This is a genomic window from Trichocoleus sp. DQ-U1, assembly GCF_039961925.1.
Taxonomy (GTDB): Bacteria; Cyanobacteriota; Cyanobacteriia; order Cyanobacteriales; family FACHB-T130; genus FACHB-T130.
In genome coordinates this window covers 86,787-111,595 of the sequence record NZ_JAMPKB010000007.1, presented here as the reverse complement: position 1 = coordinate 111,595, position 24,809 = coordinate 86,787, and the positions used below count along the sequence as shown (strand labels likewise).

The following is a 24,809-nucleotide window of genomic DNA, read 5'->3' as shown; positions in this document are numbered from 1 at the left end:
AGTGAGTTGCCCTGGCGTGCTACCACTACAGCATCAGCTAGGGCGCTTCTTTAGATTCTTTATTTGCCATAACACTACGGCTATTGTAAAGACTCATAGATTTCTCAAACCCTTGTTTGAGGCTCAACTCCACCGCCTCAACCACGAGTTGCATGACATCAGACAAAGCTTTACTTTCATCAGGGGAAAACCGACCCAAGACGTGGGAAACCGTGTCCTGTTCTACTTTGGTTTTGCCGATGCCAATCCGCAATCGAGGGAAATTTTGAGTACCGAGATGAGCGATCGCAGACTTCATCCCATTATGTCCCCCAGCCGAACCAGAAAGACGCAAGCGAATCTTTCCCAGCGGCAAATCCATATCGTCATAAATTACTAGGACAGACTCTGGCGGCAATTTATACCAATCCGTCACCGCGCGAATTGCCTGTCCGGAGAGATTCATATAGGTAAGGGGTTTGAGTAACCGCACCTTGTCTCCGTGTAATCCGCGTCCCTCCCCAAACTCCCCCTGGAACTTGCGATTTTCACTCTTGGAAATTTGCCAGGAACGCGCTAAGGCATCAATCACTTCAAACCCGATATTGTGTCGCGTCTTCTCGTACTTGGGTTCTGGATTCCCCAGACCAACGATTAGCTGGGGAATCACTAGAGTAGAGGTTGCCTTTCCGTTGTCAGTGGTCATTTTTTGATTGTCCATTATCAATTGTCGATGATTAGTAACCACTAACCTGGGTCAAGCGAATTAAGAAGCGGTCTCTAACTTCGTCAGATTACTTGTTGAGCCTCTTCTTGGGGAACAGAAGCCATGAGTTTTTCTTGATCTCGCTTGCGCTTTTTCGCATAAAGCTGAATGGTCGCTGCCATCGTCACAATCAGCCCAACAACGAGCCAAGTGGTAATGTCTGTAGGCAGGCTATTCTTAAACACAGCCAGCAAAACAATCACCACTAAAAGTAACGTCGGTGCTTCATTCAAAGCGCGTAACTGCTGACTATTCCAGGTGCATCGGTCTTCGGCTAACTGTTTGATGAGACGACCACAGTAATGATGGTAGCCAATCAAAGCAGTCACCAGACCGAGTTTGATATGCAACCAACTCTCTCGTAGCACTTCAGTCTCAGTACTTACCAGACCAATTGCCATCGCTACCGTGACAATCATGCCCGGTGTAGTGATGATGTTGTAAAGGCGTTTTTCCATAATCTGATACTGATTCTTCAGAATCGTTTGGGCAGGTTCTGGCTGTTCCGACGCCTCTACGTGATAAATAAATAAACGTACTAGGTAGAACAAGCCTGCAAACCAAACCACAAAGCCGACAATGTGAAAAGCCTTAAACCAGAAATAAGCCATCAATCGTGTCCTCTACAGTCAAACTCTGTAAAATCAACAAGTTTTTGCAAGGGTAGCAGAGCAATTTCTCAAACTGAGTGCTGGAAGAGAGTTTCCAGATAGACCCGTGCTGCTTTGCGATAACTGTGCGAAGCTTCTGGGGTGCTGCCATTACCATTTTGCAGCAAGAACAGCGACAGCGCTGCGGCAAATACCCGGTCTTGATCCCAATCGGGATGAGTTTCCAGGTAATCTTTGAGAGATTCGTGTAGGTCTTCGGGAATTTCTGCCAAGATACTGATATTTGTGTTCATAGAATTCCTTTGCGTTGTCTATGGGTAAGGGCGCAACAGCCCCATGCCCTTACAAGGGTCAGTCTTGCAGTTGCCAATCACACTGACCGTCGCATCATTGTCTGCTGAGAGGGGGTAGGGTTGTCAATGCTGCGAAATATTACAGGCCGGGGTATGTCTAAAAAATATTCACGAGTTAATCAGCTTTGTAGGCGGATTTTTGTTACTTATCTTTACAAAAACTCGGTTGCTCTCGGCTGAGTTACTGTCTTTTAGAAAAATCCCCAATCGAACAGCAAAACCCGATCCGAGTGTTCAACCCTGTGGAAAAGGTCAGAGAACCTGTGGAAAAAGTTGAACGCCTTTGTGGAAAGGCTGGGGAATGGGTGGGGAAAAGTTGGGTGAAAGATAAGAATTGCAAAGTGCTAATCGAAGGACGGCTGATACTCAGTCGAGGGTTGAAATGTTGATACTTTAAAACGTTGGTCGGTTAAAATTTAACGTTTTAATCCGATCCAACATTTCAACCTTAAATGGCTATCCTACGGAATCAGGCGGCTGAAGGAGCTGGAACTGAGAGGGAATGTCCCAAAGCAGCGAAAACTTGGCGTTGCTCAAACAGGGTAACGAGGTCGCTGTTGATTTTGTTTTGGGCGGCTTCTGCTTTGAGGATTTTCAGGGCAGTTTCTACGGGCAAGCGGCGCTTATAGGGGCGATCGCTTGCTGTAAGAGCATCATAAATATCCGCAATTGTCAATATCTGAGACTGAATTGGAATCGCTTCCTGTTTCAAGCCTTGAGGGTAGCCACTCCCGTCGAGTTTTTCGTGATGCCCTGCGGCGATCGCGGGAACATCTTTGAGGTGTTTCGTCCAGGGTATCCGGTTGAGAAACTCAAAAGTGTGCGTGACGTGCGCTTGGATGATTAAACGCTCTTCGGTTGTCAGGTTGCCTTGTGGCACCATTAGCTGAGCAATCTCTGTCGGTGAGAGGAGAGGCTTGATCTGTCCATCCACATCTTGATAAGTGTAACCAGACAGCTCTTGGAGCCGTTCTGGAAGCTCTTGGGCGAGAATGTGGGGTTCGTTCGCCTCTAGTAGGAGATGCCAATATTCATTGAGTTGCGCGATCGCATCCTCTAACTGACTATCTAATTGTTGTAGCTGTTGGCAGTGGGAACAGACAATTTCCGAATCTTTATGTTGATGGCTGGGATGCTCCAGTAAATACTTAAATTTAGTCTGGGCGCATTCCATTTCCAGCGTTCGCTGCGCCACAGCAAAGCGGTTACGAATCACCTCTATCTGGGATGGGTAAAGTTTTTTCTGCTTCCCCAGAATGGCTTCGGGTGTACTGACTTTGCCAAAGTCATGTAACAGTGCGGCGTAGCGAATTTCTTGGATTTGGCGTTCGTTAAAATAAATTGACCGCAGCGATCCCGTGGTAATTGTACTGGCTTCTTGCGAGAGACGCACCACTAAGTCGGCAACTCGTTCGGAATGCCCGGATGTTGTGGGATCTCGTGTTTCAATAATTTGGACAGAAGCTCTAACAAAGCCTTCAAATAGATTTTCAATACTTTCTTGCAGCTGATTGCGTTCGATCGAGATCGCCGCCTGAGAAGCAAGCGATCGCACAACGCGCTCTTCCCAAGCAGAATAAGGTTGGGTAACATTCAGCACATTTTCAGGCGTGACAATCGCATCACGATTAACCTTGCGATTAATTAGCTGAAGCACCCCAATAATTTCCCCTTCACCGTCTTGCATGGGTAGCACTAAGACGGAGCGAGTATGGTAAGGAATCGAGCTGTCAAAACTGCGATCCAACTGATAGGGAACTTCCAGGGGTAAATTATAAGCATCCGGCAAATTTAAGCTTTCACCTGTCAGCGCCACATACCCTGCCAGACTTTTCGGAGTCAATGGCATCAAAAACTCTTGAAAGGAATCGCTGCATTGAGAATCATTTTGCGCGACCTTAAACACTAACTTGGGAGTGTCACTACTTCGCTCTACTAAATAAACACTCCCCGCATCACTACAAGTAATTTCCCGACTCTTCGATAAAATCAGATTCAGTAATTCTTTTAAATTATGACTGCTCGAAAGCGCTGTCCCGATTGCCAAAAGTTGCTCAATGAGTTCTGCTGGCTCTTTGATTTCCGGAAGCCACACTTGGTTCTTCGCTGTGATTATCTGGCAAGGGGAGACAGTCATAAGTATGCACCGTTTGATTACACGTAAGCTTGATGGTAGCTGCTTGAATATAGGTTTCTAAAAAAGCAACTCAGGCACCGCAGAGCAGGAATACCGGGTTTATCTTTGCAGCCGGTAATGCTCCTCGCTCAACCAGGAGTATTTTAATCCTAGTTTTTGGAGCGAACCTCTCTATGACTATCATCTGCTATTTCTACGCACCTCTAAACAGAGATTTTAAAGAAAAGATAAAGTTAGCAAGATTTGCGACGAAATCAGAAGCACAGTTTGTCTTGAAAGTTACTGTTGAGTCTGTTGAAAAGGCTAAAAACCGTCTTTTTAGAGTGATTACTTATTTGCATACTTCATCTATTCTTCATAATTCTTCTTGAAAAATTTACACTGGTTGCTGAGTCCTAAATTCTAATTTCCAGGTAATTTGGCGTACTAGTCATCGGCATTTTTACTGATTCTTTTTAATGACTTTCGGGAGATGCGAGCTAAGTTAGCTAGAATCAAGCTCATCTTGCCTTAAAATAGGAGTTTGTGGCGGTGATGGGCAAGAAAGCCGCATCAGAAAAAATTGCCAAGACAAGTCTTTTTGACAGTGCGAAATTGTAATGAGTATTACAATTTCCCTAGTAGTTGCTCATCTGATTAGGCATAGCAGTTCTAAATAACTCGGAAAGGTGAGATCCCAGACTTCGGGAGAGAAGTCTGGGATCTGATGGGCTGGCTCACCGGTCAAATCGGATTGCTCTAGTTCGCTAACGGCGCGGAAAATTGGGAAGCTAGCACCTACCATCGGCAAGCTTCCCCGATTCATTCCATTTGTCTCAAGATAAAAATGCCCACCCGACTTTTGGGATGCTAAAGCTCTCGACGGGTATCTCGCTTTGCCCTGAAAGTAATTAGATAAGAATTCTAATTTTGACTGGGTGGAGGCGTCCGATTCGTCAAGCGTTGAAAGGCGATTTGGATCGCTAAGGCAACTAGACCAACAGCCACTAAGGCAAAGATAGAGGTTGCCAGCGTGCTGACGCCCACCACGAGGGTGCGAACAGCGATCGCAATATTGATGGTCGTTACATTATCCGAGTGGATGGGCTTGGCAGCAAAGCTTTGAGCAATTGAATTGGTGAGGAAATAACAACCTGTTGCCATTGCTCCTGCGATCGACGCACCACTCAAACAGCGTAGAGGACTCGTGGGCGTTTGGACTGGGGCTGGTGGGTTTTGGGTAGTGTTCGGATTATTCATAGATTAATTGAGCGATTCGCAATTAGGGGGTAGTGAATATTTAGCGCAATCAATGGGCAACAACCCGAATCCCAGCGGTGGTAAACGGTGCTACCCACAAATCTAAATTGGGTTCGGGGATTGACTTTCTTACGTGCTGCTGTACTTGTTGTGCTTTGGCTTCTGATTCTGAGAGAGCAAACACGGTTGGCCCCGATCCCGACATCATTGCCCCCAAGACCCCCGCTTCATAGAACGCTTCCCGCAGTCGCAGCACTTGGGGATACTCCGGCAATACGACTTTTTCTAAGTCATTGTGCAGTAATTGACCGATTTTCACCTGATCTTTCTTGAAGATGGCGTTAACCATCGATCCAGAATGTACCCGTTGTCTGCGAGCCTCTAAACTATCAGCGTCAGAAACGTAGGTACTGATATACTTCTGCCGGTAAGTTTGATAAGCCCAGGGTGTAGATACCGCAAGGTTGCGGTATTTGCCCAATACCACCCAGGGATGCTCCAAATTAGGGAGGGGAGAGAGTTGTTCGCCTCGCCCAGTTGCCAGCGCTGTCCCCCCCGCGATGCAAAACGGGACATCTGAGCCAATTTTTGCTGCCAGTTCTTGCAATTCCGACTGAGTGAGTCCTAGATGCCACAGCAAATCGATTCCCATTAAAACAGCAGCAGCATTGCTAGATCCCCCTGCTAACCCTGCCCCCACGGGGATTCGTTTGTTGATGTTAATCTCGACACCGCCGTACTGGGCAAAAGCTTGGGGAAATTCTGCCGCCATCAACTCTGCTGCGCGGTAGGCAAGGTTGGTTTTGTCTGACGGTACTAGGGGATGATCGCAGTGAACTTGGATGGATTCAGTGCTAAGCGATCGCAAATCAATTTGGTCGGTCAGACCAACACTTTGCAGCACCATCGCCAGTTCGTGATAACCATCCGGGCGATCGCTGATAATTTCCAGATACAGATTAATTTTGGCTGGGGAAATCAGGGTATAGGAACGCAGTAGGGTTTTGTAGATATATGCCCACAGGCTCTCATACTGGGGCTACATAAACCAAGTTTGACGAGAGCAGGCTTAGTCAAACAAGCGATCTTTTCAGTCCGCGCACCATCCTGACAAGAGTTTGTGTAGCCGCAACTTTAGTCGTTAGGCTTGAGCAAATTACTCAAAGCAACCCACTGGGTAAGGCCCAAGTCTTCGGCGCGGGCTTGAGGGTTTACTTCTAATTGTTCCAGTATTTGGGTGAGGCGATCGCGCTCAACCACACTTTTCAAATTATTTCGCAACATTTTGCGCTTTTCGGCGAAGCCGAGTTTAACTAAATTCTCTAGGTGCTTAGGGTTCTGGGCGGGCGGTTCTATCAATCGCGGACGCAGCCGCACTACCGCTGAATCTACTTTGGGCGGCGGATAAAATGCTCCCGCTGGCACAATACAGATTAACTCGCACTCTGCTAAATACTGCACCCGCACGGTTAATGCCCCAAAATGTTTCGTGCCTGGTTTGGCATAAAGCCTTTGTGCGACTTCTTTTTGTACCAGCAGCACGATGGAATCAAACGGCTTAGCGGCTGGCTGGGCAATGGTACCTAACAACTTTTCCAGAATTGGGCCGGTAATGTTGTAAGGAATATTGGCAACAACTTTATTGGGATGTTGGAACGCTGGAAAAGGAGCAAGTTGAGCGTCTAAGTCGAATGAAAGGAAATCGCCTTGCAAAAGTAAAAAATGATTGACTTTACCTAATTGTTTAGCCAGCAGTTGACATAAATCGCGGTCAATTTCAACCGCAACAACAGATTGAGCTAAAGGTAATAAGCGACGAGTCAGGATGCCGGTGCCGGGGCCAATTTCTAAGACCCGTGAAGCGGAGCGATCGCCCTCAGGCGACTCGCTGCTGGATAACTCCGCTGCGGCGACAATTTGATTGAGCGCCTTGTCACTCCGCAGCCAGTGTTGAGCAAATTGTTTTCGAGGTTGAGGCGATCGCATGGAGGAAAGGATGCTGTTACAGTCTTCCTTCCAACCTACCACGCGGTCAAGTTGCTGCTTCCCCAAAGCTAAATAATGCCCTAAATCCAGAGCCAAGCCGCCTCAGTCGCCCCGGATCGACTTATTGCTTTTTCTTAAAAAAATCTGGATACCGGAAAAACTTCTGCCAGACTTGTATAGGTTTGCATCCTCCACAAGCAGGAGATTTGTCGGTGAAGTACGAAATTCGCTATAAACCAGCCTTTGCCTCTATTTTTGTCATCCTGAATCCAGGTGATAGCCTCACTGCTGAGGCGGGAGCTATGACCAGTATGGATGCCAAATTGTCGATAAAGACGGAATTTTCAGGGGGTTTAATCTCTGGATTGCTAAAGAAATTCTTTGGTGGGGAATCCCTTTTTGTGAATGTTTTTACCAACAATACACAGCAACCTCTGAATTTAATCTTGACTCAATCCACCATTGGCGATATAGCTTGTATTGACTTGCGGGGCGGACGAGAAATTTGCTTTCAACCAGGTGCTTATATTGCCCATAGTCCAGGCGTGAAAATGGGAGTTCAGTGGGCAGGTTTTAAGAGCTGGATCTCAGGAGAAGGGCTGTTTAAGCTGAAGTTAAGCGGTCAAGGTCAGGTATTTTTCGGTGCTTATGGCGGCATCATTCAAAAACGGATAACCGGGGAATTTGTGGTTGATAGCGGTCACTTAGTTGCCTACGAACCTGGCATCAAAATGAGTGTTGGACTTGCAGGTGGCTTGCTCGGTTCTGTCACGTCGGGGGAAGGTTTAGTCAACCGGCTGACGGGGCAAGGTGAAATTTATTTACAATCTCGCAGTGTTGGTGGTTTGGTTGGGTATTTACGTCCTAAATTCCGTTAATAAAGCTACTCAATAATCGTTTTTTCGCCTAATTACTGATTACATAAATCAAGAGGATTTGAAGCGATGGATGTGGAAGTTTTACATCAACCGGATAGCGCGATCGCTCGCGTTACTCTCGGTGCCGGTGAAGAATTAGTCGCAGAAGCTGGCAGGATGATTGCCATGAGCGGTTATATCAATGCTAGTACGACTTTACGGCAAGGAAAAGGCGGCGGAATTTTAGGCGGACTGAAACGTATGGTTGCCGGGGAGTCGTTGTTCTTGAGCGTTTTTCGCTCTCCCACTGCCGGAGGCGAAGTATTTTTAGCTCCCAAATTGATGGGTGATATTTTGCTTTATGAAATGACTGGATCTGGGTTAGTCGTGCAATCGGCTTCTTACCTTGCTAGCGAGTCAGATGTTGATATTGAATTAGGATTTCAAGGCTTGAAATCTTTGTTTTCTGGGGAATCAATTTTTTGGTTAAATGTCAGCGGTCATGGCTCTGTTCTGCTTTCTTCTTTTGGGGCGATTTATGAAATTCCTGTGAATGGCGAATATATCGTTGACACGGGACATATTGTGGCGTTTGAGAAAAGCCTGAAGTTTGAAATTAGAAAAGCAACTTCCAGTTTAATTGGTTCGTTTTTGGGCGGAGAAGGATTTATTTGTCGGTTTCAAGGACAAGGTCGAGTATTTTGCCAAACTCACAATCCGGGTGCCTTCGGGGTGCTAGTCGGTTCTCAGCTGCCGCCGCGATAAAGAGTGGTAATTTGTCATTAATAAATGGATTTTGAACGATTACCAATCCTTCAATTAGTAATTAGCAAAGGATAATTATGAATGAGATTGCCTACGAAATTGAGCATTCCCCAGCCTATGCTTCCCTACGCCTCGACTTACAAGCAAATCAAACTGTCTTGGTAGAATCGGGCGCAATGGCAGCAATGGATACTTGCATTAAAATGAAGTCCAAAGTCAAAGGTGGCTTAATGCAAGGTATCGGTCGGATGCTGGGCGGTGAATCTTTATTTTTGAGTGAATTTACCGCTGAAGGAAGGGCAGGACAACTCTATGTTTCGCCTGGAGTCCCTGGAGACATTCAGCATTACTACCTGAGTGGTAATGGATTGATGGTGCAATCTTCGGGTTTTGTTGCAGCTAACCCTAGTGTGGAAATTGATACTAAGTTTCAAGGTTTTAAGGGCTTCTTTAGTGGGGAGGCGTTATTTTTACTGAGAGCAACAGGTCAAGGAGATATCTGGTTTAGTTCTTATGGGGCAATTGTAGAAATTCCAGTTGCCGGTGATTATGTAGTAGATACTGGCTATATTGTGGCGTTTGAAGACTCGTTACAATACAATGTCGAAATGTTGGGAGGCTTGTCATTTAAAGGGCTGAGAACTGGAATTTTGGGCGGGGAAGGATTAGTTTGCCGCTTCCGGGGTAAGGGGCGTTTATGGATTCAGTCGCGTGAGCTTTATGCACTGGTAAATTTCTTGAATCCGTTCCGTCCCGTGAAGAGTAGTAACTAAGCTGAATCTTGCTGTAACTGCACGAAATAGAACTTTTAGACGGTCGCGTTATGTCGGTTCTTACTTAAGGGCAATATAGAAAGGAACCTCACCCCCAACCCCTCTCCGTTCGCGGAGAGGGGAGAATCTTGAACCCCTGTGGGTAAATGGGGTGGGGGTGAACTGTAAGGCATCTAAATAGAGAATTGCGATCGCGTGCAGGTAACTCACGATGCAATAGAAAGAAGGTCAATGCATTGCTATACCGGATGCAACTAGGCAATGCAGTAACAATAGCGTTTTTGGAGCAAGCCTGAAGTGTCTGGAACTGCAACATCGAGCGATCGCAACCCACCTCCCAATAACCGCCAGTTACTGATTGTCTTAGGGCTATTTATTGGATTTATCGTCGGCGTTATTTGGCTGCTGGGGTTGTTCATTAATAGCTTGGTGTGGGTAATTCCTCCCAGCGTGGAGCGACAGTTGGGTGCCGTCATTGTCCCGGCTTATGAGCGCTTGGCGAAGCCCTCACCGGCTCAAGATACGCTCAATCAGCTGCTCGATAGGCTGGAGGCAAAGTTGCCTTCCGAGCAACGCCAAGAGCGAGATTATCGGGTGCTATATGTTCCCGATAATACGGTGAATGCGCTGGCGCTACCGGGCGATCGCATTATCATCTACGCCGGTTTGCTGAAACAGACGGAATCGGAAAATGAGCTGATGATGGTGTTGGGGCATGAATTGGGGCATTTTGCCCACCGCGATCATTTACGGGCATTGGTGCGACAACTACTGTTACCCATTGCGATCGCTACTGTCTTTGGGGATGCTGCTGGGTTATCATCGGCAGCGGCGACGGGTGTTCAAGCTGTTAGCAGTTCCCGATTCTCTCAATCTCAGGAATCTGAGGCGGATGAGTTTGGCTTAACATTGTTGCAACAAACTTACGGTCATGTTGCGGGTGCAACCGACTTTTTTGCTCGAATGAGTCGCAAAAGTGGTGCAGGCTTTGATTTCTTGACCTCCCATCCTGCCCCTGGTAGGCGCGTTAAAGAATTGCAGCGCTTAATTGAGCAGGGGAATTATCCTGTAAAAGAGCGATTGGCTTTACCGGAAACACTGGCGAACCTGGAAAAATAGCCAGCGCTCCCAAACCTAACCCTCCGCCCCTTTTTTCTACCAGGAAAGGGGCGCAAGCTATCTTCAAAGCCCCTCTCCGATCCGGAGAGGGGTTTGGGGAGAGGTTTTTCCCGTTCACACGACTTGATTCGTAATCATCCACACAGTGCTATCCGAGCGGACGTAGGGAACCGAAATTTTGCTGAATCCAGTAATGAAAGGTCTGTTGTACAACTGCCAATAACTGGGACTAATCTCATCAGCGATCGCCTTGAGCGCTTGCACTTCCTGCTTCAGTTCCTCCGCCAGTTCGTTAATTCGTTCAGCGCGATCCTGAGCGCGTTGTTTTCCTTCCTCTACCTGCTCTGCGAGAGGATGTTGTGTCCGCTCATGCAATAACTGTTGCGCCAATCCTTGCGATCGCCCGATCTCCTTCAATTTAGCTTCCAAGGCAGCGATCGCATCATCGATTCCCTTGACTTCAGCAGAGATTTGTGCTGTTTCTCTAGCATGACGACGATAAGCCTCAACGATTGCTTCTGGCGTGTTATAGCTTGGCAATACTGGATCGACTTTCAGGATGGCGCGTTCTTCTTTGAGCGCCTCAATCTGAGTGCGAATCGCTTCAATTTCTACTTGAATTGGCTCCATAATTACTTTCCTAACTTAGGTGAATAGTTCCGTAAAACTTCTTGCATTTTGTAAATCAATTTACAGGGTTACGATTACTCGACATTAATTCACCCGTTTGTTGACCTAACTTATGTTGAACCGAATTAGTCTTAAAAAGACAGCAAATTCGTTTTTAGTCATTGCCACAATTTTAAGTATGAAAACGGGATTGCTAAATGAGTCAATGCCTGCTTTAGCGGATATGACTACAAGTAACTGGAGCGAATGGATTGAAATCAATGAAACCAACAGTGTCAGCCGAGTGACGAATCGGAGAGACGATACCAGCCAGAACAACTGTCTGGATAATGCGCTTGAATTCCTGAAAAGTAGTAATGCCCAAGAGACAGGAGTTATCACAGAAGCAGCTTACGGACGATTTGGGAATCTGTCAGCTTATTTAATTTGTGCGCCTGAAGGGGATAAAGTTCTCGTTTTTGTTTCAGGACCTAGAAATCAATCTCGACAAATTCAGCAGTTACGCAAAAATCTGAGTGACCAATTTAGGAAATATTAGAGGTTTTCGCCCCGTGGGTGTCAATCGAGAGCGATCGTACTTGTGCCATAATTCCCTCATCCTTCCAAGCCGCCGCCATTGCCTCCACAACTGTCGGTGCCAACGCCGCCTCTGCTAAAGCTAATAAAGTTGGTCCCGCACCACTAATTACCATCCCAAAAGCACCAGAAGCCATTGCTGCCGAGCGTACAGCATCATATCCTCGAATCAACGCTGTCCGATAAGGCTGATGGATTCGGTCTTGCATCGCAACTCGCAACCAGTCACCCCTGCCGGTTTCCAGCCCTCGCAATAATAAACCCAGATGAGCTGTATTAAAAATTGCATCGGCACGGCTGTATTGAGTTGGTAAAACTCGCCGCGCTTCTTCAGTTGAAAGTTCAAAATCCGGAATCGCGACTACTGGCACAATCTCAGAATGCCAAGGAATCTCACAAATTTCCCATTCTTCTTTGCTTTCTCCGTGTCTGTGCGGTTCGTCACTCAAACCCGTCGCTGCTAGACGACACCCCCCCATCAGTGCTGGAACCACATTATCAGGATGTCCTTCCAGAGCGATCGCAATTCTTCTCACCTCATTTTCATCTAGAGGTGCCCCAGCCAGACAGTTCGCACCCACCAAACCTCCCACAATTGCCGTCGCCGAACTCCCCAATCCTCTTGCCAGCGGCACACCCAGCTCGATCTCAATCTGCACAGGCGGTGGCGTTTTCCCGATATGCTCGTACAATTTCACAAATGACTGGTAAACCAGATTATCAGCACCCGTGTTGACTCGTGCGGCTTCTGTTCCCTCGACCGTAATGCTGAGTCGTGTTACAGCATCCGCTTCCAGGCGTGTGAACTTGAACTGGTTGTACAGCGTTAAAGCTGCGCCTATGCAATCAAAACCCGGCCCCAAGTTAGCAGTTGTGGCTGGAACGCTGACGGTAACGGTAGAAACAGGATGCATCTCAACGAATTGCGAAATAGACTATTATAGACTCTACCGTTTAACAGCCTGCTATCTATGAAGGAACATTTTTTTCCGGCATTACGCAGATGTTCAATGGCAGCATGACTGTAAAAGTAGTCCCCACTCCAACTTCACTATTTACAGCAATCTCTCCACTCTGTAAGTCTAAACATTTTTTGACAATCGTTAGTCCTAGTCCATGACCGGGAATACTACTCACATTTGTCGCTCGATGAAATGAGTCAAACAATAGTTCTCGGTCGCCTGGAGGAATGCCAATTCCGTTGTCTTTTACCTGAAAAACTGCCTCTCCATTCTCACACAAAAGTTCAAAGTAGATATTGCTGCCTTCGGGTGAATATTTGATAGCATTCCCTAACAAATTACTAAATATATGCCGCAGCAGTTTTTCATCCAAACAAGCATCAGTACACTCACCTTGATTTGTGAAAATAATTCTATGTTTTGAACCAGAGCTGAATTGCATATGGTCTACCAAATCCCGGCAAAAGCATACTAAATCCAGGGGTTTTGGCTTGCATTCTAGTTTTCCTTCGTCTGCTTTTCCAAACTCTAAAACTTCGTTTAATAAATTGTTCAGCGAATGAACCGAGGTTTGAATAAGATAGAAATACTCACGTCTTCTAAGTTCTGTTAATTCGTGGCTATAAGATTCCAGTAGTTCAGCAGAAGATAAAATTGCGGTCAGCGGGTTACGGAATTCGTGGGCAACCATGAACCAAAAGCGAGATTTAAGTTCGCTTAATTGTTTTTCTTTTTCAAGAGCTACGCGAGTTGCTGCTTCGGCTAAATGTCTGCGAAGTGCGATTTCAATCGTAGTATGTAAATCTCTTTCATCAAACGGTTTAATTATATAGCCAAATGGATCTGTGATTTTGGCTCTTTCCAGGGTTTTTTTATCGGCATAAGCAGTTAAATAAATTACTGGAATATCGAAGTTTTTATGAATTTTTTCAGTGGTTTCTATTCCATCCAATTGTCCTTTCAACATAATATCCATTAACACTAAATCGGGCTGAATTTCCAATACTTTTTGAATCGCTTCCTCTCCCGAAGCAACAGAAGCGACAACGTTATATCCTAAGCGTTGCAAGCTCTTTACGATATCCTTGGCAACAATTCTTTCATCTTCAACTACTAAAATTTTTTCCTTTGCCATTTTTTTTATTTATGTCTTCCTAATGTTGCCGATTTCTGAAAATGTGATAAAAAAGCTTGTCCCTCTACGACTATCAAGTTCGATAGTCCCGTCTAATTGTTCAGTGAGGGTGCAGACTAACTCCAACCCCAAGGATTCAGTATTCCGGAAGTCCAAGTCTTTCGGGAAACCGATTCCGTTGTCACTGACGTTCAAAATAAATTGATAATTGCCGTTTGAGTAAATATTAATACAAATTTCCTTATCGATACTGGGCGTTGGAAAAGCGTGTTTTAAGGAATTGGACATTAATTCATTGATAATTAGACCACAAGGAATCGCTGTATCAATGTTTAGGTTAATGTCATTAACGTTTGTTTTCAGCGTAATTGCCTGAGAGCTTGCTTTGTAGGAACGAAGTAAATTTCCTGCCAGGTCGCGAATATACTCAGCAAAGTCTATCCTAGATAGGTCTTTGGACTGATACAATTTTTCGTGAATCAGAGCCATCGAGCGAATGCGATTCTGACTGTCCTTGAACATTCCCAGAACCTGTTCCTCTTTGGTATAGGCAGATTGCAGCTTTAACAGACTAGAAATAATCTGTAAATTGTTTTTGACGCGGTGGTGAATTTCCTTCAGCAGCACCTCTTTTTCTTTAAGCGAAGCCTTGAGTTGCTCTTCTGCTCGTTTGCGTTCGGCGAGTTCAGCTTGTACTTGCTGATAAAGTTCAGACTGCTGAATTGCGATCGCTACTTGCGTTGACAATTGTTTGAGCAAATCAATCTCAAACTCCCGCCACCGCCTGGGTCCCGAACAGTGATAGGCGCACAGCAGACCCCACAAATGTTCTCCTTGCAGAATCGGAACCACGAGACTCGCTCGGATATCATACAAAGCCAGGATATCGATGTGACATTGGGTTAACCCGGTGGTATAAATATCTGCTGTGACTTGAATACGCCCTTTTTTGTAGGCTTGGGCATAATTCTTCCCAAAGCAATTGTCGTGAATTGTGCTACTTAGAGCAGGTTGCCAGCCCTCAGCGACCGATTCGACAACGACAGTGCCACTCATATCTGGATTAAAACGGTAGATAATCACGCGGTCAGTTTGGAGAAATTGCCGCACTTCAGCGACGGCGGTGTTCAGAATTTCGTCCAAATTGAGTGATTGATGAATGCGAAGGGCAATTGTGGTTAACAGGCGATTGCGCTCAAGCTGTTCCAAGAGTTCCGCTGGGCTTTCCTGTCCTTGAGGTTCTAGGGTTTCATTGTGCGGGGGGAGAGAGGATTCGGCTTCAAACTGCTCGATCGATTGCTGCAATTGCTCTACTGCTGTAGATATTTGTGTGAGATCGAGCGTTTGCAAAAAACTGGTTTGGGTAACAATACCTAACAGCTCCCTGGGATTCTCCGACACCACAACTCGCTGCACCTGGTGCTGCTGCATTTCCCAAAGGGCAACTAACACTGAATCTGAGGGGCTTAAAGACAACACGGATGCCCTCATTACCCTAAACGCCTGTATCTGCGATAAATCCAGGCTGAGAGCCTGAAGATCGATGATGTCCCGTTCGGTGACAATCCCTACTGGCTTCAGGAGGGTTGTTAGCGTAGCGGTAGGTCGCACGTTTTGAGTTTTGTTAGTGTAGCGATGCGTAGGAAGTTTTGAGTGTTGAACCTTTGCTTCGCTCAAGGGATCGGGTTGAAGTTTTGAGTTTTCAATAGAACTCGACTCGGAACTTTCTTCTGTAAGCACAACACAATTGACCTGGTGTTCTGCCATTAATTGAGCTAAGCTCAGCGCCGAAGCCGTCGCCGGTGCTTGAATAACTGGGGCAGTCATCACTTCTGTCAAAGGCTGCGATTTGATTAGCTCATCGAGGGGCAGTGCTTGACGAATACTTTCGAGGGTGATAGTGCCCACCACTTGCCTTTGCGCGTCTATAACAGGTAGGTGGCGAATTTGATGCTGGCGCAGGATTGACAATGCTGTGAAAATATTCTCTGTGTCAGATTCAGTCAGAGCGATGCTCGGCTGCGTCATCACCGAGGCAATCTTGACTTCTGCTAAATTGATTCCTGAGGCGATTACCTGGATAGCATCTGTGTGGGTAAACACTCCGATTAACTGCAACCCTTCTACTACAAAGACAGCGCTAGCTCGTGCTTCGCTCATTAGCACTGCTTCTGGGGGGATCTTCAAACTAGGAAGTACGCAACTGCTTTTCGCTTTGCCCATCATGGCGATCGCGTCCATCAGTGGGGTGTCAGCCGATACAGTCAGAGGACGACGATCGATGACAGATTCTAAGCTAAGCAATCCCTTTGTTGGCATGGGTCAACCTGTGTATTATTGCGGTGTATTGCAGTGGGCGATCGCATACTTGCATTTGCAATTCCTCTATTACCAAATAGATTTTGCGAAAAGCAGTTGCTCCTTCACTTAGGATTCCCGCCAGAACTGTATTCGGTATCACATCGCCGCCTCGCAACGGGATTTATTTGACACAAATTGCCTTCACACAAGTTGCCGCGCCTTTTGCGGTACAGTCAAAATTCACCAATCGCTACTACCGGCACCCTATTTGCGTGCAGGAAGGTAAATCTTTGATTTGTCTCTAGGCTTCGCGTGCTTTTGCCCTCATTCATCAAATTCATGACAGCAAGAAAACATCCCCGCAACCGTGAAATCCCATATGATTCGGATGTTTTACCAGGGCGATCGCTTTTTTACCACCTCCACCTTAGCTAGATCCTACCTAGCCAGAGAGTTAAGACAAAACCCTTTTTAGCATACCTTTTGTCAACCTCTTAAATCCTCTTGCTAAAGGAATATTTAAATGGATATTGATTTAACTAATATCTGCGCTGGCAGCATCTGACAAAAGGGTGAAATCCTAATAATTGGGAAGATATATAGTGTTTAGCTGGATTGGGGCTTAAAATCAGTTCTGCTACATCAAATCAATAAAACAAAGTGAAAAATGAACTTAATTAAGCGCATTCCAAATATCCTGTTGCACCCCAAAAGTGAGTGGCGAGCGATCGCAAAAGAAACAACCTCTAGCGCTAGATTGTATAACACCTATATTGCTCCTCTGGCAGCGATCGCTCCAATCGCCGCAGCTGTTGGTTGGGCAGTTATCGGCATCAATACCTCTAGTATCGTTACGTCTCGGTTGCCCTTAGTGCCAGCTATTTTATATGCAGGTGTTAGCTTTTTACTAACACTATTAAGCGTATTTTTCTTGTCGTTGATTATTAATGCTTTCGCTCCTCAATTTTCAGCCGAGAAAAATCAGCTACAAGCTCTTAAAGTTGCTGCTTATGCCAACACACCTGCCTGGTTAGCCGGTATCCTCCGTATCATCCCAAGTTTCACGATTTTCGCATTTCTTGCTGGGTTGTATAGCGTATATCTGCTATATCTGGGATTGCCGATTGTGATGAAATGCCCGAAAAATAAAGCAACTGCCTACACTGCGGTAACGCTTGCGGGTGCGGTTGTACTCTATGTATTGGTTATCGGGATTAGCAATCTATTTGTTACATTTCCCAAACCAGCACTCTAAAAAATGTTGGAATCGGCAGGCACTGGGAAGCTGAAAAATATCAATATTAAACGGATTTATAGCGTGCAATATAAAGGCGGAACCTCACCCCCAGCCCCTCTCCGTCCACGGAGAGGGGGAAAGATTTAACCCCTCTTTGCAAGCAAAGAGAGGCTGGGCTGGGGTGGCATTTTTGCTGTTATTGAGATGCACCCAATTGAAAAAGGGCACTCTTTTGGAGTGCCCCTATATGAACTATGAACTGGCAACTTCTTAAAAATTGTCGAAGTTAGCGATCGCGTTTTTCATCTTCTCCAACACTTCTTCTACAGGAATGACCCCCACATCGCCAGCCGCGCGGGTGCGAATACTCAGGCTATTTGATTCCAGCTCTTTCGCCCCTACCACCGCCATGACAGGGATCTTGTCCTTTTCGGCATTGCGAATCATTTTGCCCATGCGATCGCCGCTGGTATCGACTTCCACGCGAATACCGAGCGATCGCATCTTCTGTGCCACTTCCTGAGCGAAAGGCAACTGGGCATCGCTCACCGTCAGCAATCGCGCTTGGACTGGCGCTAACCACAGCGGGAAATCCCCCGCATACTCTTCAATCAAGATCCCGATCAGCCGTTCCAAGGAGCCAAAAGGAGCGCGGTGAATCATCACCGGACGCTTCCGGGAACCATCCTCCGCCACATATTCCAAATCAAACCGTTCTGGCAGGTTGTAATCCACTTGGACAGTCCCCAACTGCCACTCGCGATCTAGGGCATCGCTGAAGATAAAATCCAGTTTCGGGCCATAAAATGCGGCTTCGCCAATGCCTTCAAAGTAGTTCATGCCCAAGGTTTCCACGGCCCGGCGAATCGCACCTTGAGACTTCTCCCAAGCTTCATCGGAACCGATGTACTTATCTGAAGCCGGATCGCGGAAACTGAGTCGCGCCTTAAAGTTTTTCAGTTGCAGACTCTTGAACACCGACAGAATCAAATCCACCACTTTCAGGAATTCGCTGTCTAGCTGTTCTGGCGTCACGAATAAGTGAGAATCATCCACCGTGAAACCGCGCACCCGCGTTAAACCACCCAATTCCCCAGATTGCTCGTAACGGTAGACGGTGCCAAATTCTGCCAGACGCATCGGCAGTTCCCGATAGGAACGCAACTCGCTCTTATAGATTTGGATGTGGAAGGGGCAATTCATCGGCTTCAGGACGAATCCCTGTTCTATCGCCGCCGCCTGCTCATCTTCCGCCATCAGCGGGAACATATCCTCTTTGTATTTCTGCCAATGTCCGGAAGTTTTGAATAAATCGACTCTGGCGATGTGAGGCGTCACCACCTGCTGGTATCCCCGTTTCAGCTGTTCCTGCTTCAGGAAGTCTTCTAGAACACTTCGCAACACCGTTCCTTTCGGCGTCCACAGAGGTAACCCCGGCCCCACCGGATCTGAGAAAATAAAGAGTCCCAGTTCTTTGCCGAGTTTGCGGTGATCTCGGCGTAGCGCTTCTTCCTTGCGGCGCTTATATTCAGCCAGATGTTCTGGCGTTTCCCAAGCGGTGGCATAAATTCGCTGGAGTTGAGCTTTCGTTTCATCCCCCCGCCAATAAGCACCGGCAACACTTTCTAGTTCGATTGCCTTCGGGTTCAACTCACTGGTATTTTCCAAATGAGGGCCTGCACACAAATCCCACCATTGATCCCCCAAGTGGTAGATGGTAATTGGTTCCTCAATGTCTTCTAATATTTCTAGCTTGTAAGGCTCATTAATTGTCTTGATCCGACCTTCAGCTTCCTCGCGACTGACTTCTTCCCGAATCACTGGCAATTTCCGATTGATGATTTTGACCATCTCTTTCTGGATGGACTTCAAATCTTTTTCGGTAAATGGCTCTGGATTATCAAAGTCATAGTAAAAGCCGTTTTCTATCCAAGGGCCGATAGTCACCTGCGCTTTGGGAAACAGCTTTTGCACCGCCATTGCCATAACGTGGGAAGCGGTGTGACGGATTTTCTTCAACGATTCAGATTCGCTGGTACGGGGCAAATACATTTTTTCTGGCTGTTCTTGAGACGCTGGAGATTCTGAGACGCTCATCGGCGGTTCCATAAGGACGAAGAAACGGGCAATTAATCGGGTGTTACTGCCTCTATCATACCGAGGTTGTTTTTCCCTGGCGATGTGGTTGTTGTTTAAGAGAATCTAAAAATATTATTACGAATTGTAAACTACGTTAAGATTAAATTTAGATAGTATTCGGTTTTTGATTCATGGCTGCTTCCAACTTGCCTGAAAATGAATTGCTGAAAACGGTATTACAACCGCTCTTAGAAGATTTTCAGTATTGGTTTGCGCGATCGCGCGCTCTCTTAGAAACTGAAGAAATTACTTTTTTAAGTGCCCAACAGCAATCCGACTTACTGGATCGAGTCAAGCTTGCTCACGCGGAAGTCAGCACCGCTCAGATGCTCTTTCAAGCGACTGATGCTCAAGTTGGCATTGAAACGTCAGTTCTGATGCCGTGGCACCAGTTGGTTACTGAGTGTTGGCAGGTGTCGATGCGCTTCCACGCTGAGCAATCCACTTCCACAAACAAGTAAATCTAAGGGCGAAACATTTTTACGGAAAATCCGGGGGCAAGCATTACCGTTTCGCCACGAATGCGAAAGCCCCTATTGACGAACATCCCATTAGACTGTGCGGCTTGGAGGAAAATCGTATGTTACACCTGCTTTATTTAATTGCCTTTACTGTTCTGGCGTTTCTTGCTATAGGGAATATGCTCCGCAACTTGTTAACCATCAGTAGTATGGATTCTCAACGGCGCTACCCACCAGGGATGCAGTCCCAATTTAGAGATTCTCGCTCTCCTTATGGGTCGATCCCGCACCCGGAACTATTAGATGATGCCGGGAACCCGATTAACGAACCGCTTTTGGTGATGCGTTCCATGACCGTAGAAGACGCCCGCGAACAATTGGACGCCCTCTACAAATCTTCTCCCGGTATCAATGGGGAAACCTCTGAGGAAGCATGAAGTAGCGGGATTTTAAAAGGAAAATCAGATAATTTACTCAAAAAATTAGCAAGATTTTTTAGAGACTGGCAATCAGCTTGATAGAGCTAGGTGGGCATTCCCCACCCAGCTTCTAAATCAAGCTTCAATCACAACCCGCAAATTACCGCGTTTTTTGGCAACCCGACAGGCAGTGGTATTGCCGGAACGCTCAAATTCCAAATCCAGCAAAGTCTGCCCCACTCTCAAGTTCTGTAGCGCTAGACGATTAATCGACTCCGGCAAAGCAGGATCGATAATCCGCAAGCAGTTATTGGGAGCATCGGGGACTAAATTTACCATCATTTGCAGCAACTGGAAGATACTGCCGGTTGCCCAAGCTTGAGGAGAACAAGCGACGGGATATTTGACCGTAGTGTTATCTTCTGTGCGTTCGTAACCGCAGAAAAGTTCTGGCGGTCGTTGATAAGGTTGCTGTAAAGTCATATCCATTAAAGCTTTGGCAAGTTCCAGCGCTTGATCGATTAGACCGAGCGATCGCACCCCCATCGCAATCATGGCATTGTCGTGAGGCCACACAGAACCGACATGATAGCCCATCGGATTATAAGCCGGTGACAAACTACTGAGGGTGCGAATTCCCCAGCCGTTGAACATATCCGGTGCCCGTAGCCGTTCCGCGACGCTATAAGCTTTTTCTGGTGTCAAGATGCCCAAATACAGACAGTGACCGGGGTTAGAAGTAATACTATCAACCTGCTTGCCGTCGCCATCCAAAGCCAAGGCGCAGAAATCTTCCTCTGGCATCCAAAAATCCCGATTGAAGCGATTCTTCAAATCTCTCGCCTCATCTTGCCACCTGTCCGCTAAATCAAGGCGCTTTTTCATGCGGGCAATTTCTGCCAGACGGATTTTGGCAGCATAGACATAAGCTTGCACTTCACAAAGAGCGATCGCGCCCATCGCCATCTGCCCCTTGCGATTCACAATACAGTCGCCAGAGTCTTTCCACCCCTGATTCGCCAAACCCCGCTTCGATTGACGTTGGTAGATGAGATAACCCGTTTCCTTGCTGTTGCGGTCAATCCAATCCATTGCCGCCAAGGCATTAGGCCACAATAGCTCCAGGGTTTCCCGATCGGCTGTCCAGGCAAAGTGTTCCGCATACAGCATTAACCACAGCGGTGTCGCATCTACGGTGCCGTAATAAGGTGTATGGGGAATTTCTTCACAACGCGCCATTTCACCCAACCGCAGCTCGTGCAAAATCTTCCCTGGCTGCTCATCGCGCCACTCATTATCCGTTTTCCCTTGGTATTCAGCCAAGATCGTAAGAGTTTCGCGGGCAATTGTCGGATCGAGCATCAGCGTTTGCGACGCCGCAATAATCGAGTCGCGCCCAAACAACGTCGAAAACCAAGGCACCCCAGCCGAGAGTACCTTCCCTTTGCCGAAAGACTGGCGTAGTAAATAAGTATCCTGCTCGGCTCGCTCGATCGCTCGATTAAACGTGTTTTTGTCTGAGCGAATCCCGGTTACGTGTTGACGCCACTCCTGCTGCTCCGATAACTCTGCGGCTCTAGCCTGTACCAGCGTGGCTGGGGCAGATACCCTAGAAGTGGGACGGTTATTGGTACGCATTTGCAGCCGATAGCCCAGTTTTTGGGTTTCGTGAGGCTCCATCTCCAGCTGCCAAACTGCCGTATAACCACTGAGAGTGTCTGGCTGGCGATGAACAAACTCGATTTGCGATTCCATTACAGAGCCATCCAACCCTTGATAAGCGAGCGTCATTTCTTGCTTTTCGGGTTCTGCGGCTTGACTTTTAGGCACGGCTCGTAACAGCTGCCCCTTGTTTTTTCGACCGTACCCCCGGACTACAAATAAGTCCACAAAATCCGCATCAAAGCTGAGACTCAGTTGAAAGCGAATGGAACTGGTGCTGTAGTTGGAAACAGTTAATTCTTCAAACAGCGCTCCATTTAGGACAATTTCTCGGTTAATTCCGATGGTGTCGGCTCGAAGAGGTGCAAAGTCAAAAATTGCCCCGCCGTCAATTTGCTCATTTGGCTCTAATTTATCCCCTCCCTCTAATCGCTCTCCTCCGTCCATGCTGGGATTGGTACACAGAACTGAAAGGGCAAATCCTTTGTCAGCTGTGCTACTGAGCAAGACGGGGGAGCGTCCGTTAATTTGCAGTTCCAGGCGACTAAGGAACCGCGTATCGGCGCAGAAAAGCCCCATGCTGGCATTCATGTCATCGCCTAAACACCCGGCAATGTTGCCCAGGGTATCGGTGACTAAAAACAGGTCATTGTCTTTAATAGTAAGAGTCGGTTGGGGGCGCTCGCCAAGAACGCAAGGCCACTCTGGAATGGGCAGCTCTTGTGCGGGAACAAAGGTTTTTCCGTCCAGTTCAAGAATATCCGGTGCCATGAATCAGGTTTCTGCTCAAGAATACAGGGTCTTTGTGAGGTTTTAATGAGGGTCACAGAATCTAATTTAAAACCTTATCCATCGCTACTGATATCCAGTAGAGGAGCGAGGTTCCGACAAATGTGACCTTTTTATACTTCTACAAATCTAATCAACGATCCGCTCTATCGTTCGGAGAGAACAAAATTTCCAATTTTTTTCCAACTCTCTTACTGCGGACGGATTTTTTCTTCGCTCAACCTGGTCAATCATGCCCTTTGCGGGGATGACGGCGTTAAATGGAAATTCAACAATACACCACACCCTGCATTCTATAGTACGCTCTATTTAAGGGATTATGTTGCACAATTCTCTGGCTTAAAAGTATCTGTGATGAAGCAGCATCTCGTATAATAGATTGCTCTAGAAATTAAGGAGGTTCGCATCTGATGGGAGTAGAGGCACTGGAAATAGAAGCATTACAAATACTGGTGGATTCGCTTATCTCTTATAAAGGACGGCTGGTTGGAACTCCAGCCGCTCATACTTATAAAAAAGATAAAAATGAAATAAATATCCCCAAAAAAGTTAGTAGAGATACGCTGAATTATGACCAAGTTTTTATTCGTGATTTTGTTCCAGTAGCACTTTTATTTTTAGTCAAAGGTGAATTTTCCGTTCAACTTGATAACAAAAAAGAGGTGACAGTCAACGGCAAGGAAATTGTCAAAAATTTTCTAGAAGTAACGTTAGAACTACACCAGCAAGAAAGATCCGAAACTTTTTTGAATACGGGTCGAGTTTTAATGCCAGCTAGCTTCAAAATTATTAAGAATAAGAAGGGCAAAGAACACTTAGACCCCGATTTTGGTCAGCACGCGATCGCTAGAGTCACGCCAGTTGATTCTAGCCTCTGGTGGATTATCCTGTTGCGGGCTTATTGGAAAGCGACGGGCGACACCTCTTTAGTCCATCAAGCCGACTTCCAAGAAGGAATCAGATTAATTCTGGAACTTTGTTTTAGCGATCGCTTCGATCGAGAACCTACTCTCTTAGTTCCCGATGGAGCTTTTATGATTGACCGTCGAATGGGCATCTATGGATACCCACTAGAAATCCAAGTCCTATTCTACGCTGCCTTGCGTGCTGCTGATGAGCTACTCGACCGCAAAAATCACAACAATAAAGATATTCTCTCAGCGATAGAGAAACGATTGGGTTCTCTGGCTAACCATATTCGGACTGAGTATTGGATGGATATGGATCGTTTAAATCAAACCTATCAGTACAATGTTGAGGAATATGGGGCAACCGCTATCAACAAATACAATATCTATGCCGCATCTATTCCTTATGCTAATTTAGACGAATGGCTGCCAGAAGACGGGGGTTATTTAGTTGGAAATATTGGCCCATCGCAGATGGATTTTCGATTCTTTTCGGTTGGTAACTTGATGGCAATCGTTTGTTCCTTAGTTACCAACGATCAGTCCGAAAAAATCATGAATCTCATCGAAAAACGAGATAAAGAGCTAATTGGACAAATGCCTTTCAAAATCTGTTATCCAGCCATAGAAGACGAAGATTGGAGAATTTTGACGGGTTGCGATCCTAAAAATAGTCCTTGGTCGTATCACAATGGGGGAAGTTGGCCTGTTTTGATGTGGATGTGGGCAGCCGCCGCTCGAAAATTGGGTCAAGATTCAAAAGAAGAAGAATATATGCAGTTTGCAAAAGCAGCAATTGAAAAAGCTGGAAAACGTTTGCAAAAAGAAGATTGGCCTGAATATTATGACGGGAAAAGCGGTCACTTAATTGGTCGAGAAGCCAGAAGGCATCAAACCTGGACTTGTGCCGGGTATTTATTAGCAAAAGAATTGATGACGCCCTCTGGTTTAGATCCCTTAGAATTAATCAAATTCAAGGAAAAAACTTATGCCAAAAATTAGTAA

22 protein-coding genes are annotated in these 24,809 nt (G+C 46.4%); 9 read left to right on the top strand and 13 right to left on the bottom strand.

From position 1 onward, the window contains the following. Positions 1-37 precede the first annotated feature (37 nt). The 7 genes from pth to rsmA all read right to left on the bottom strand — a co-directional run bounded on the left by pth (position 38) and on the right by rsmA (position 7,071). Positions 38-685, bottom strand: a complete 648-nt coding sequence (pth, locus tag NDI34_RS05005; protein ID WP_348232040.1) for an aminoacyl-tRNA hydrolase — start codon at positions 683-685, stop codon at positions 38-40. Between the two features lie 83 nt (positions 686-768). After that, positions 769-1,356, bottom strand: a complete 588-nt coding sequence (hemJ, locus tag NDI34_RS05000; protein WP_190524058.1) for a protoporphyrinogen oxidase HemJ — start codon at positions 1,354-1,356, stop codon at positions 769-771. A 68-nt stretch (positions 1,357-1,424) separates the two neighbouring features. Continuing rightward, a complete protein-coding gene (locus NDI34_RS04995; protein ID WP_190411595.1) occupies positions 1,425-1,649 on the bottom strand; it encodes a DUF2811 domain-containing protein in 225 nt (74 codons plus the stop codon). Between the two features lie 529 nt (positions 1,650-2,178). Next, entirely contained in the window at positions 2,179-3,846 is a 1,668-nt protein-coding gene (locus NDI34_RS04990; RefSeq protein WP_190411596.1) for an HD family phosphohydrolase, read from the bottom strand. Between the two features lie 903 nt (positions 3,847-4,749). Further along, positions 4,750-5,085: a DUF3082 domain-containing protein gene (locus NDI34_RS04985; RefSeq protein ID WP_348232039.1), complete on the bottom strand. Its 336-nt coding sequence runs from the start codon at positions 5,083-5,085 to the stop codon at positions 4,750-4,752. A gap of 49 nt (positions 5,086-5,134) precedes the next feature. Beyond that, complete coding sequence (gene ispE / locus NDI34_RS04980; RefSeq protein WP_190432523.1) at positions 5,135-6,082, bottom strand: 4-(cytidine 5'-diphospho)-2-C-methyl-D-erythritol kinase; 948 nt, start codon at positions 6,080-6,082, stop codon at positions 5,135-5,137. A gap of 137 nt (positions 6,083-6,219) precedes the next feature. Beyond that, a complete protein-coding gene (rsmA, locus tag NDI34_RS04975; RefSeq protein ID WP_348232052.1) occupies positions 6,220-7,071 on the bottom strand; it encodes a 16S rRNA (adenine(1518)-N(6)/adenine(1519)-N(6))-dimethyltransferase RsmA in 852 nt (283 codons plus the stop codon). Between the two features lie 212 nt (positions 7,072-7,283). Between rsmA and NDI34_RS04970 the strand changes: the two genes are divergently transcribed. From NDI34_RS04970 to NDI34_RS04955, 4 genes are all read left to right on the top strand, one after another. Next, a complete protein-coding gene (locus NDI34_RS04970; RefSeq protein WP_348232038.1) occupies positions 7,284-7,949 on the top strand; it encodes a TIGR00266 family protein in 666 nt (221 codons plus the stop codon). Between the two features lie 66 nt (positions 7,950-8,015). Continuing rightward, positions 8,016-8,693: a TIGR00266 family protein gene (locus NDI34_RS04965; RefSeq protein WP_348232037.1), complete on the top strand. Its 678-nt coding sequence runs from the start codon at positions 8,016-8,018 to the stop codon at positions 8,691-8,693. A 74-nt stretch (positions 8,694-8,767) separates the two neighbouring features. After that, positions 8,768-9,466 carry a TIGR00266 family protein gene (locus tag NDI34_RS04960; RefSeq protein WP_347276029.1) on the top strand — a complete coding sequence of 233 codons (699 nt, stop codon included), beginning with the start codon at positions 8,768-8,770 and terminating at the stop codon, positions 9,464-9,466. A gap of 297 nt (positions 9,467-9,763) precedes the next feature. Next, the gene (locus NDI34_RS04955; RefSeq protein ID WP_348232036.1) at positions 9,764-10,585 is read left to right on the top strand and encodes a M48 family metallopeptidase; all 822 of its coding nucleotides are present in this window, start codon (positions 9,764-9,766) and stop codon (positions 10,583-10,585) included. 114 nt (positions 10,586-10,699) lie between these two features. On the opposite strand, the gene NDI34_RS04950 is transcribed toward NDI34_RS04955, so the two are convergent. Continuing rightward, positions 10,700-11,215: a hypothetical protein gene (locus NDI34_RS04950; protein ID WP_190429154.1), complete on the bottom strand. Its 516-nt coding sequence runs from the start codon at positions 11,213-11,215 to the stop codon at positions 10,700-10,702. A gap of 112 nt (positions 11,216-11,327) precedes the next feature. On the opposite strand from NDI34_RS04950, the gene NDI34_RS04945 reads away from it, so the two are divergent. Continuing rightward, a complete protein-coding gene (locus tag NDI34_RS04945) occupies positions 11,328-11,753 on the top strand; it encodes a hypothetical protein (RefSeq protein ID WP_348232035.1) in 426 nt (141 codons plus the stop codon). Here the strand turns inward: NDI34_RS04945 and thrB are convergent. The 3 genes from thrB to NDI34_RS04930 are packed head-to-tail and all read right to left on the bottom strand — an operon-like array spanning position 11,740 to position 16,207. Then, positions 11,740-12,705 carry a homoserine kinase gene (gene thrB / locus NDI34_RS04940; protein ID WP_348232034.1) on the bottom strand — a complete coding sequence of 322 codons (966 nt, stop codon included), beginning with the start codon at positions 12,703-12,705 and terminating at the stop codon, positions 11,740-11,742. The two genes, NDI34_RS04945 and thrB, sit on opposite strands and share 14 nt — an antisense overlap. A gap of 55 nt (positions 12,706-12,760) precedes the next feature. Beyond that, the gene (locus NDI34_RS04935) at positions 12,761-13,888 is read right to left on the bottom strand and encodes an ATP-binding protein (RefSeq protein ID WP_190411606.1); all 1,128 of its coding nucleotides are present in this window, start codon (positions 13,886-13,888) and stop codon (positions 12,761-12,763) included. Between the two features lie 9 nt (positions 13,889-13,897). Further along, entirely contained in the window at positions 13,898-16,207 is a 2,310-nt protein-coding gene (locus tag NDI34_RS04930; protein ID WP_348232033.1) for a CBS domain-containing protein, read from the bottom strand. Between the two features lie 649 nt (positions 16,208-16,856). Between NDI34_RS04930 and NDI34_RS04925 the strand changes: the two genes are divergently transcribed. Next, positions 16,857-17,444 carry a Yip1 family protein gene (locus NDI34_RS04925; protein ID WP_348232032.1) on the top strand — a complete coding sequence of 196 codons (588 nt, stop codon included), beginning with the start codon at positions 16,857-16,859 and terminating at the stop codon, positions 17,442-17,444. A 252-nt stretch (positions 17,445-17,696) separates the two neighbouring features. Here the strand turns inward: NDI34_RS04925 and thrS are convergent, their stop codons facing one another. Then, a complete protein-coding gene (thrS, locus tag NDI34_RS04920) occupies positions 17,697-19,523 on the bottom strand; it encodes a threonine--tRNA ligase (RefSeq protein ID WP_348232031.1) in 1,827 nt (608 codons plus the stop codon). Positions 19,524-19,696: 173 nt separating this feature from the next. On the opposite strand from thrS, the gene NDI34_RS04915 reads away from it, so the two are divergent. After that, the gene (locus tag NDI34_RS04915) at positions 19,697-20,026 is read left to right on the top strand and encodes a DUF2605 domain-containing protein (RefSeq protein WP_190411610.1); all 330 of its coding nucleotides are present in this window, start codon (positions 19,697-19,699) and stop codon (positions 20,024-20,026) included. 119 nt (positions 20,027-20,145) lie between these two features. Beyond that, the gene (locus NDI34_RS04910; protein ID WP_190432497.1) at positions 20,146-20,463 is read left to right on the top strand and encodes a DUF2973 domain-containing protein; all 318 of its coding nucleotides are present in this window, start codon (positions 20,146-20,148) and stop codon (positions 20,461-20,463) included. 117 nt (positions 20,464-20,580) lie between these two features. Here the strand turns inward: NDI34_RS04910 and NDI34_RS04905 are convergent, their stop codons facing one another. After that, positions 20,581-22,878, bottom strand: a complete 2,298-nt coding sequence (locus NDI34_RS04905; RefSeq protein ID WP_348232030.1) for an amylo-alpha-1,6-glucosidase — start codon at positions 22,876-22,878, stop codon at positions 20,581-20,583. Between the two features lie 428 nt (positions 22,879-23,306). Between NDI34_RS04905 and NDI34_RS04900 the strand changes: the two genes are divergently transcribed. Continuing rightward, positions 23,307-24,806 carry a glycoside hydrolase 100 family protein gene (locus tag NDI34_RS04900; RefSeq protein ID WP_190432495.1) on the top strand — a complete coding sequence of 500 codons (1,500 nt, stop codon included), beginning with the start codon at positions 23,307-23,309 and terminating at the stop codon, positions 24,804-24,806. Positions 24,807-24,809: the final 3 nt, after the last annotated feature.

Bases quoted from the DNA above. Each gene is read 5' to 3' on its own strand.
- pth (WP_348232040.1), bottom strand. From the start codon at position 685: ATGACCACTGACAACGGAAAGGCAACCTCTACTCTAGTGATTCCCCAG.
- hemJ (WP_190524058.1), bottom strand. From the start codon at position 1,356: ATGGCTTATTTCTGGTTTAAGGCTTTTCACATTGTCGGCTTTGTGGTT.
- NDI34_RS04995 (WP_190411595.1), bottom strand. From the start codon at position 1,649: ATGAACACAAATATCAGTATCTTGGCAGAAATTCCCGAAGACCTACAC.
- NDI34_RS04990 (WP_190411596.1), bottom strand. From the start codon at position 3,846: ATGACTGTCTCCCCTTGCCAGATAATCACAGCGAAGAACCAAGTGTGG.
- NDI34_RS04985 (WP_348232039.1), bottom strand. From the start codon at position 5,085: ATGAATAATCCGAACACTACCCAAAACCCACCAGCCCCAGTCCAAACG.
- rsmA (WP_348232052.1), bottom strand. From the start codon at position 7,071: ATGCGATCGCCTCAACCTCGAAAACAATTTGCTCAACACTGGCTGCGG.
- NDI34_RS04965 (WP_348232037.1), top strand. From the start codon at position 8,016: ATGGATGTGGAAGTTTTACATCAACCGGATAGCGCGATCGCTCGCGTT.
- NDI34_RS04950 (WP_190429154.1), bottom strand. From the start codon at position 11,215: ATGGAGCCAATTCAAGTAGAAATTGAAGCGATTCGCACTCAGATTGAG.
- NDI34_RS04945 (WP_348232035.1), top strand. From the start codon at position 11,328: ATGTTGAACCGAATTAGTCTTAAAAAGACAGCAAATTCGTTTTTAGTC.
- thrB (WP_348232034.1), bottom strand. From the start codon at position 12,705: ATGCATCCTGTTTCTACCGTTACCGTCAGCGTTCCAGCCACAACTGCT.
- NDI34_RS04935 (WP_190411606.1), bottom strand. From the start codon at position 13,888: ATGGCAAAGGAAAAAATTTTAGTAGTTGAAGATGAAAGAATTGTTGCC.
- NDI34_RS04930 (WP_348232033.1), bottom strand. From the start codon at position 16,207: ATGCCAACAAAGGGATTGCTTAGCTTAGAATCTGTCATCGATCGTCGT.
- NDI34_RS04925 (WP_348232032.1), top strand. From the start codon at position 16,857: ATGAACTTAATTAAGCGCATTCCAAATATCCTGTTGCACCCCAAAAGT.
- thrS (WP_348232031.1), bottom strand. From the start codon at position 19,523: ATGAGCGTCTCAGAATCTCCAGCGTCTCAAGAACAGCCAGAAAAAATG.
- NDI34_RS04915 (WP_190411610.1), top strand. From the start codon at position 19,697: ATGGCTGCTTCCAACTTGCCTGAAAATGAATTGCTGAAAACGGTATTA.
- NDI34_RS04910 (WP_190432497.1), top strand. From the start codon at position 20,146: ATGTTACACCTGCTTTATTTAATTGCCTTTACTGTTCTGGCGTTTCTT.
- NDI34_RS04905 (WP_348232030.1), bottom strand. From the start codon at position 22,878: ATGGCACCGGATATTCTTGAACTGGACGGAAAAACCTTTGTTCCCGCA.
- NDI34_RS04900 (WP_190432495.1), top strand. From the start codon at position 23,307: ATGGGAGTAGAGGCACTGGAAATAGAAGCATTACAAATACTGGTGGAT.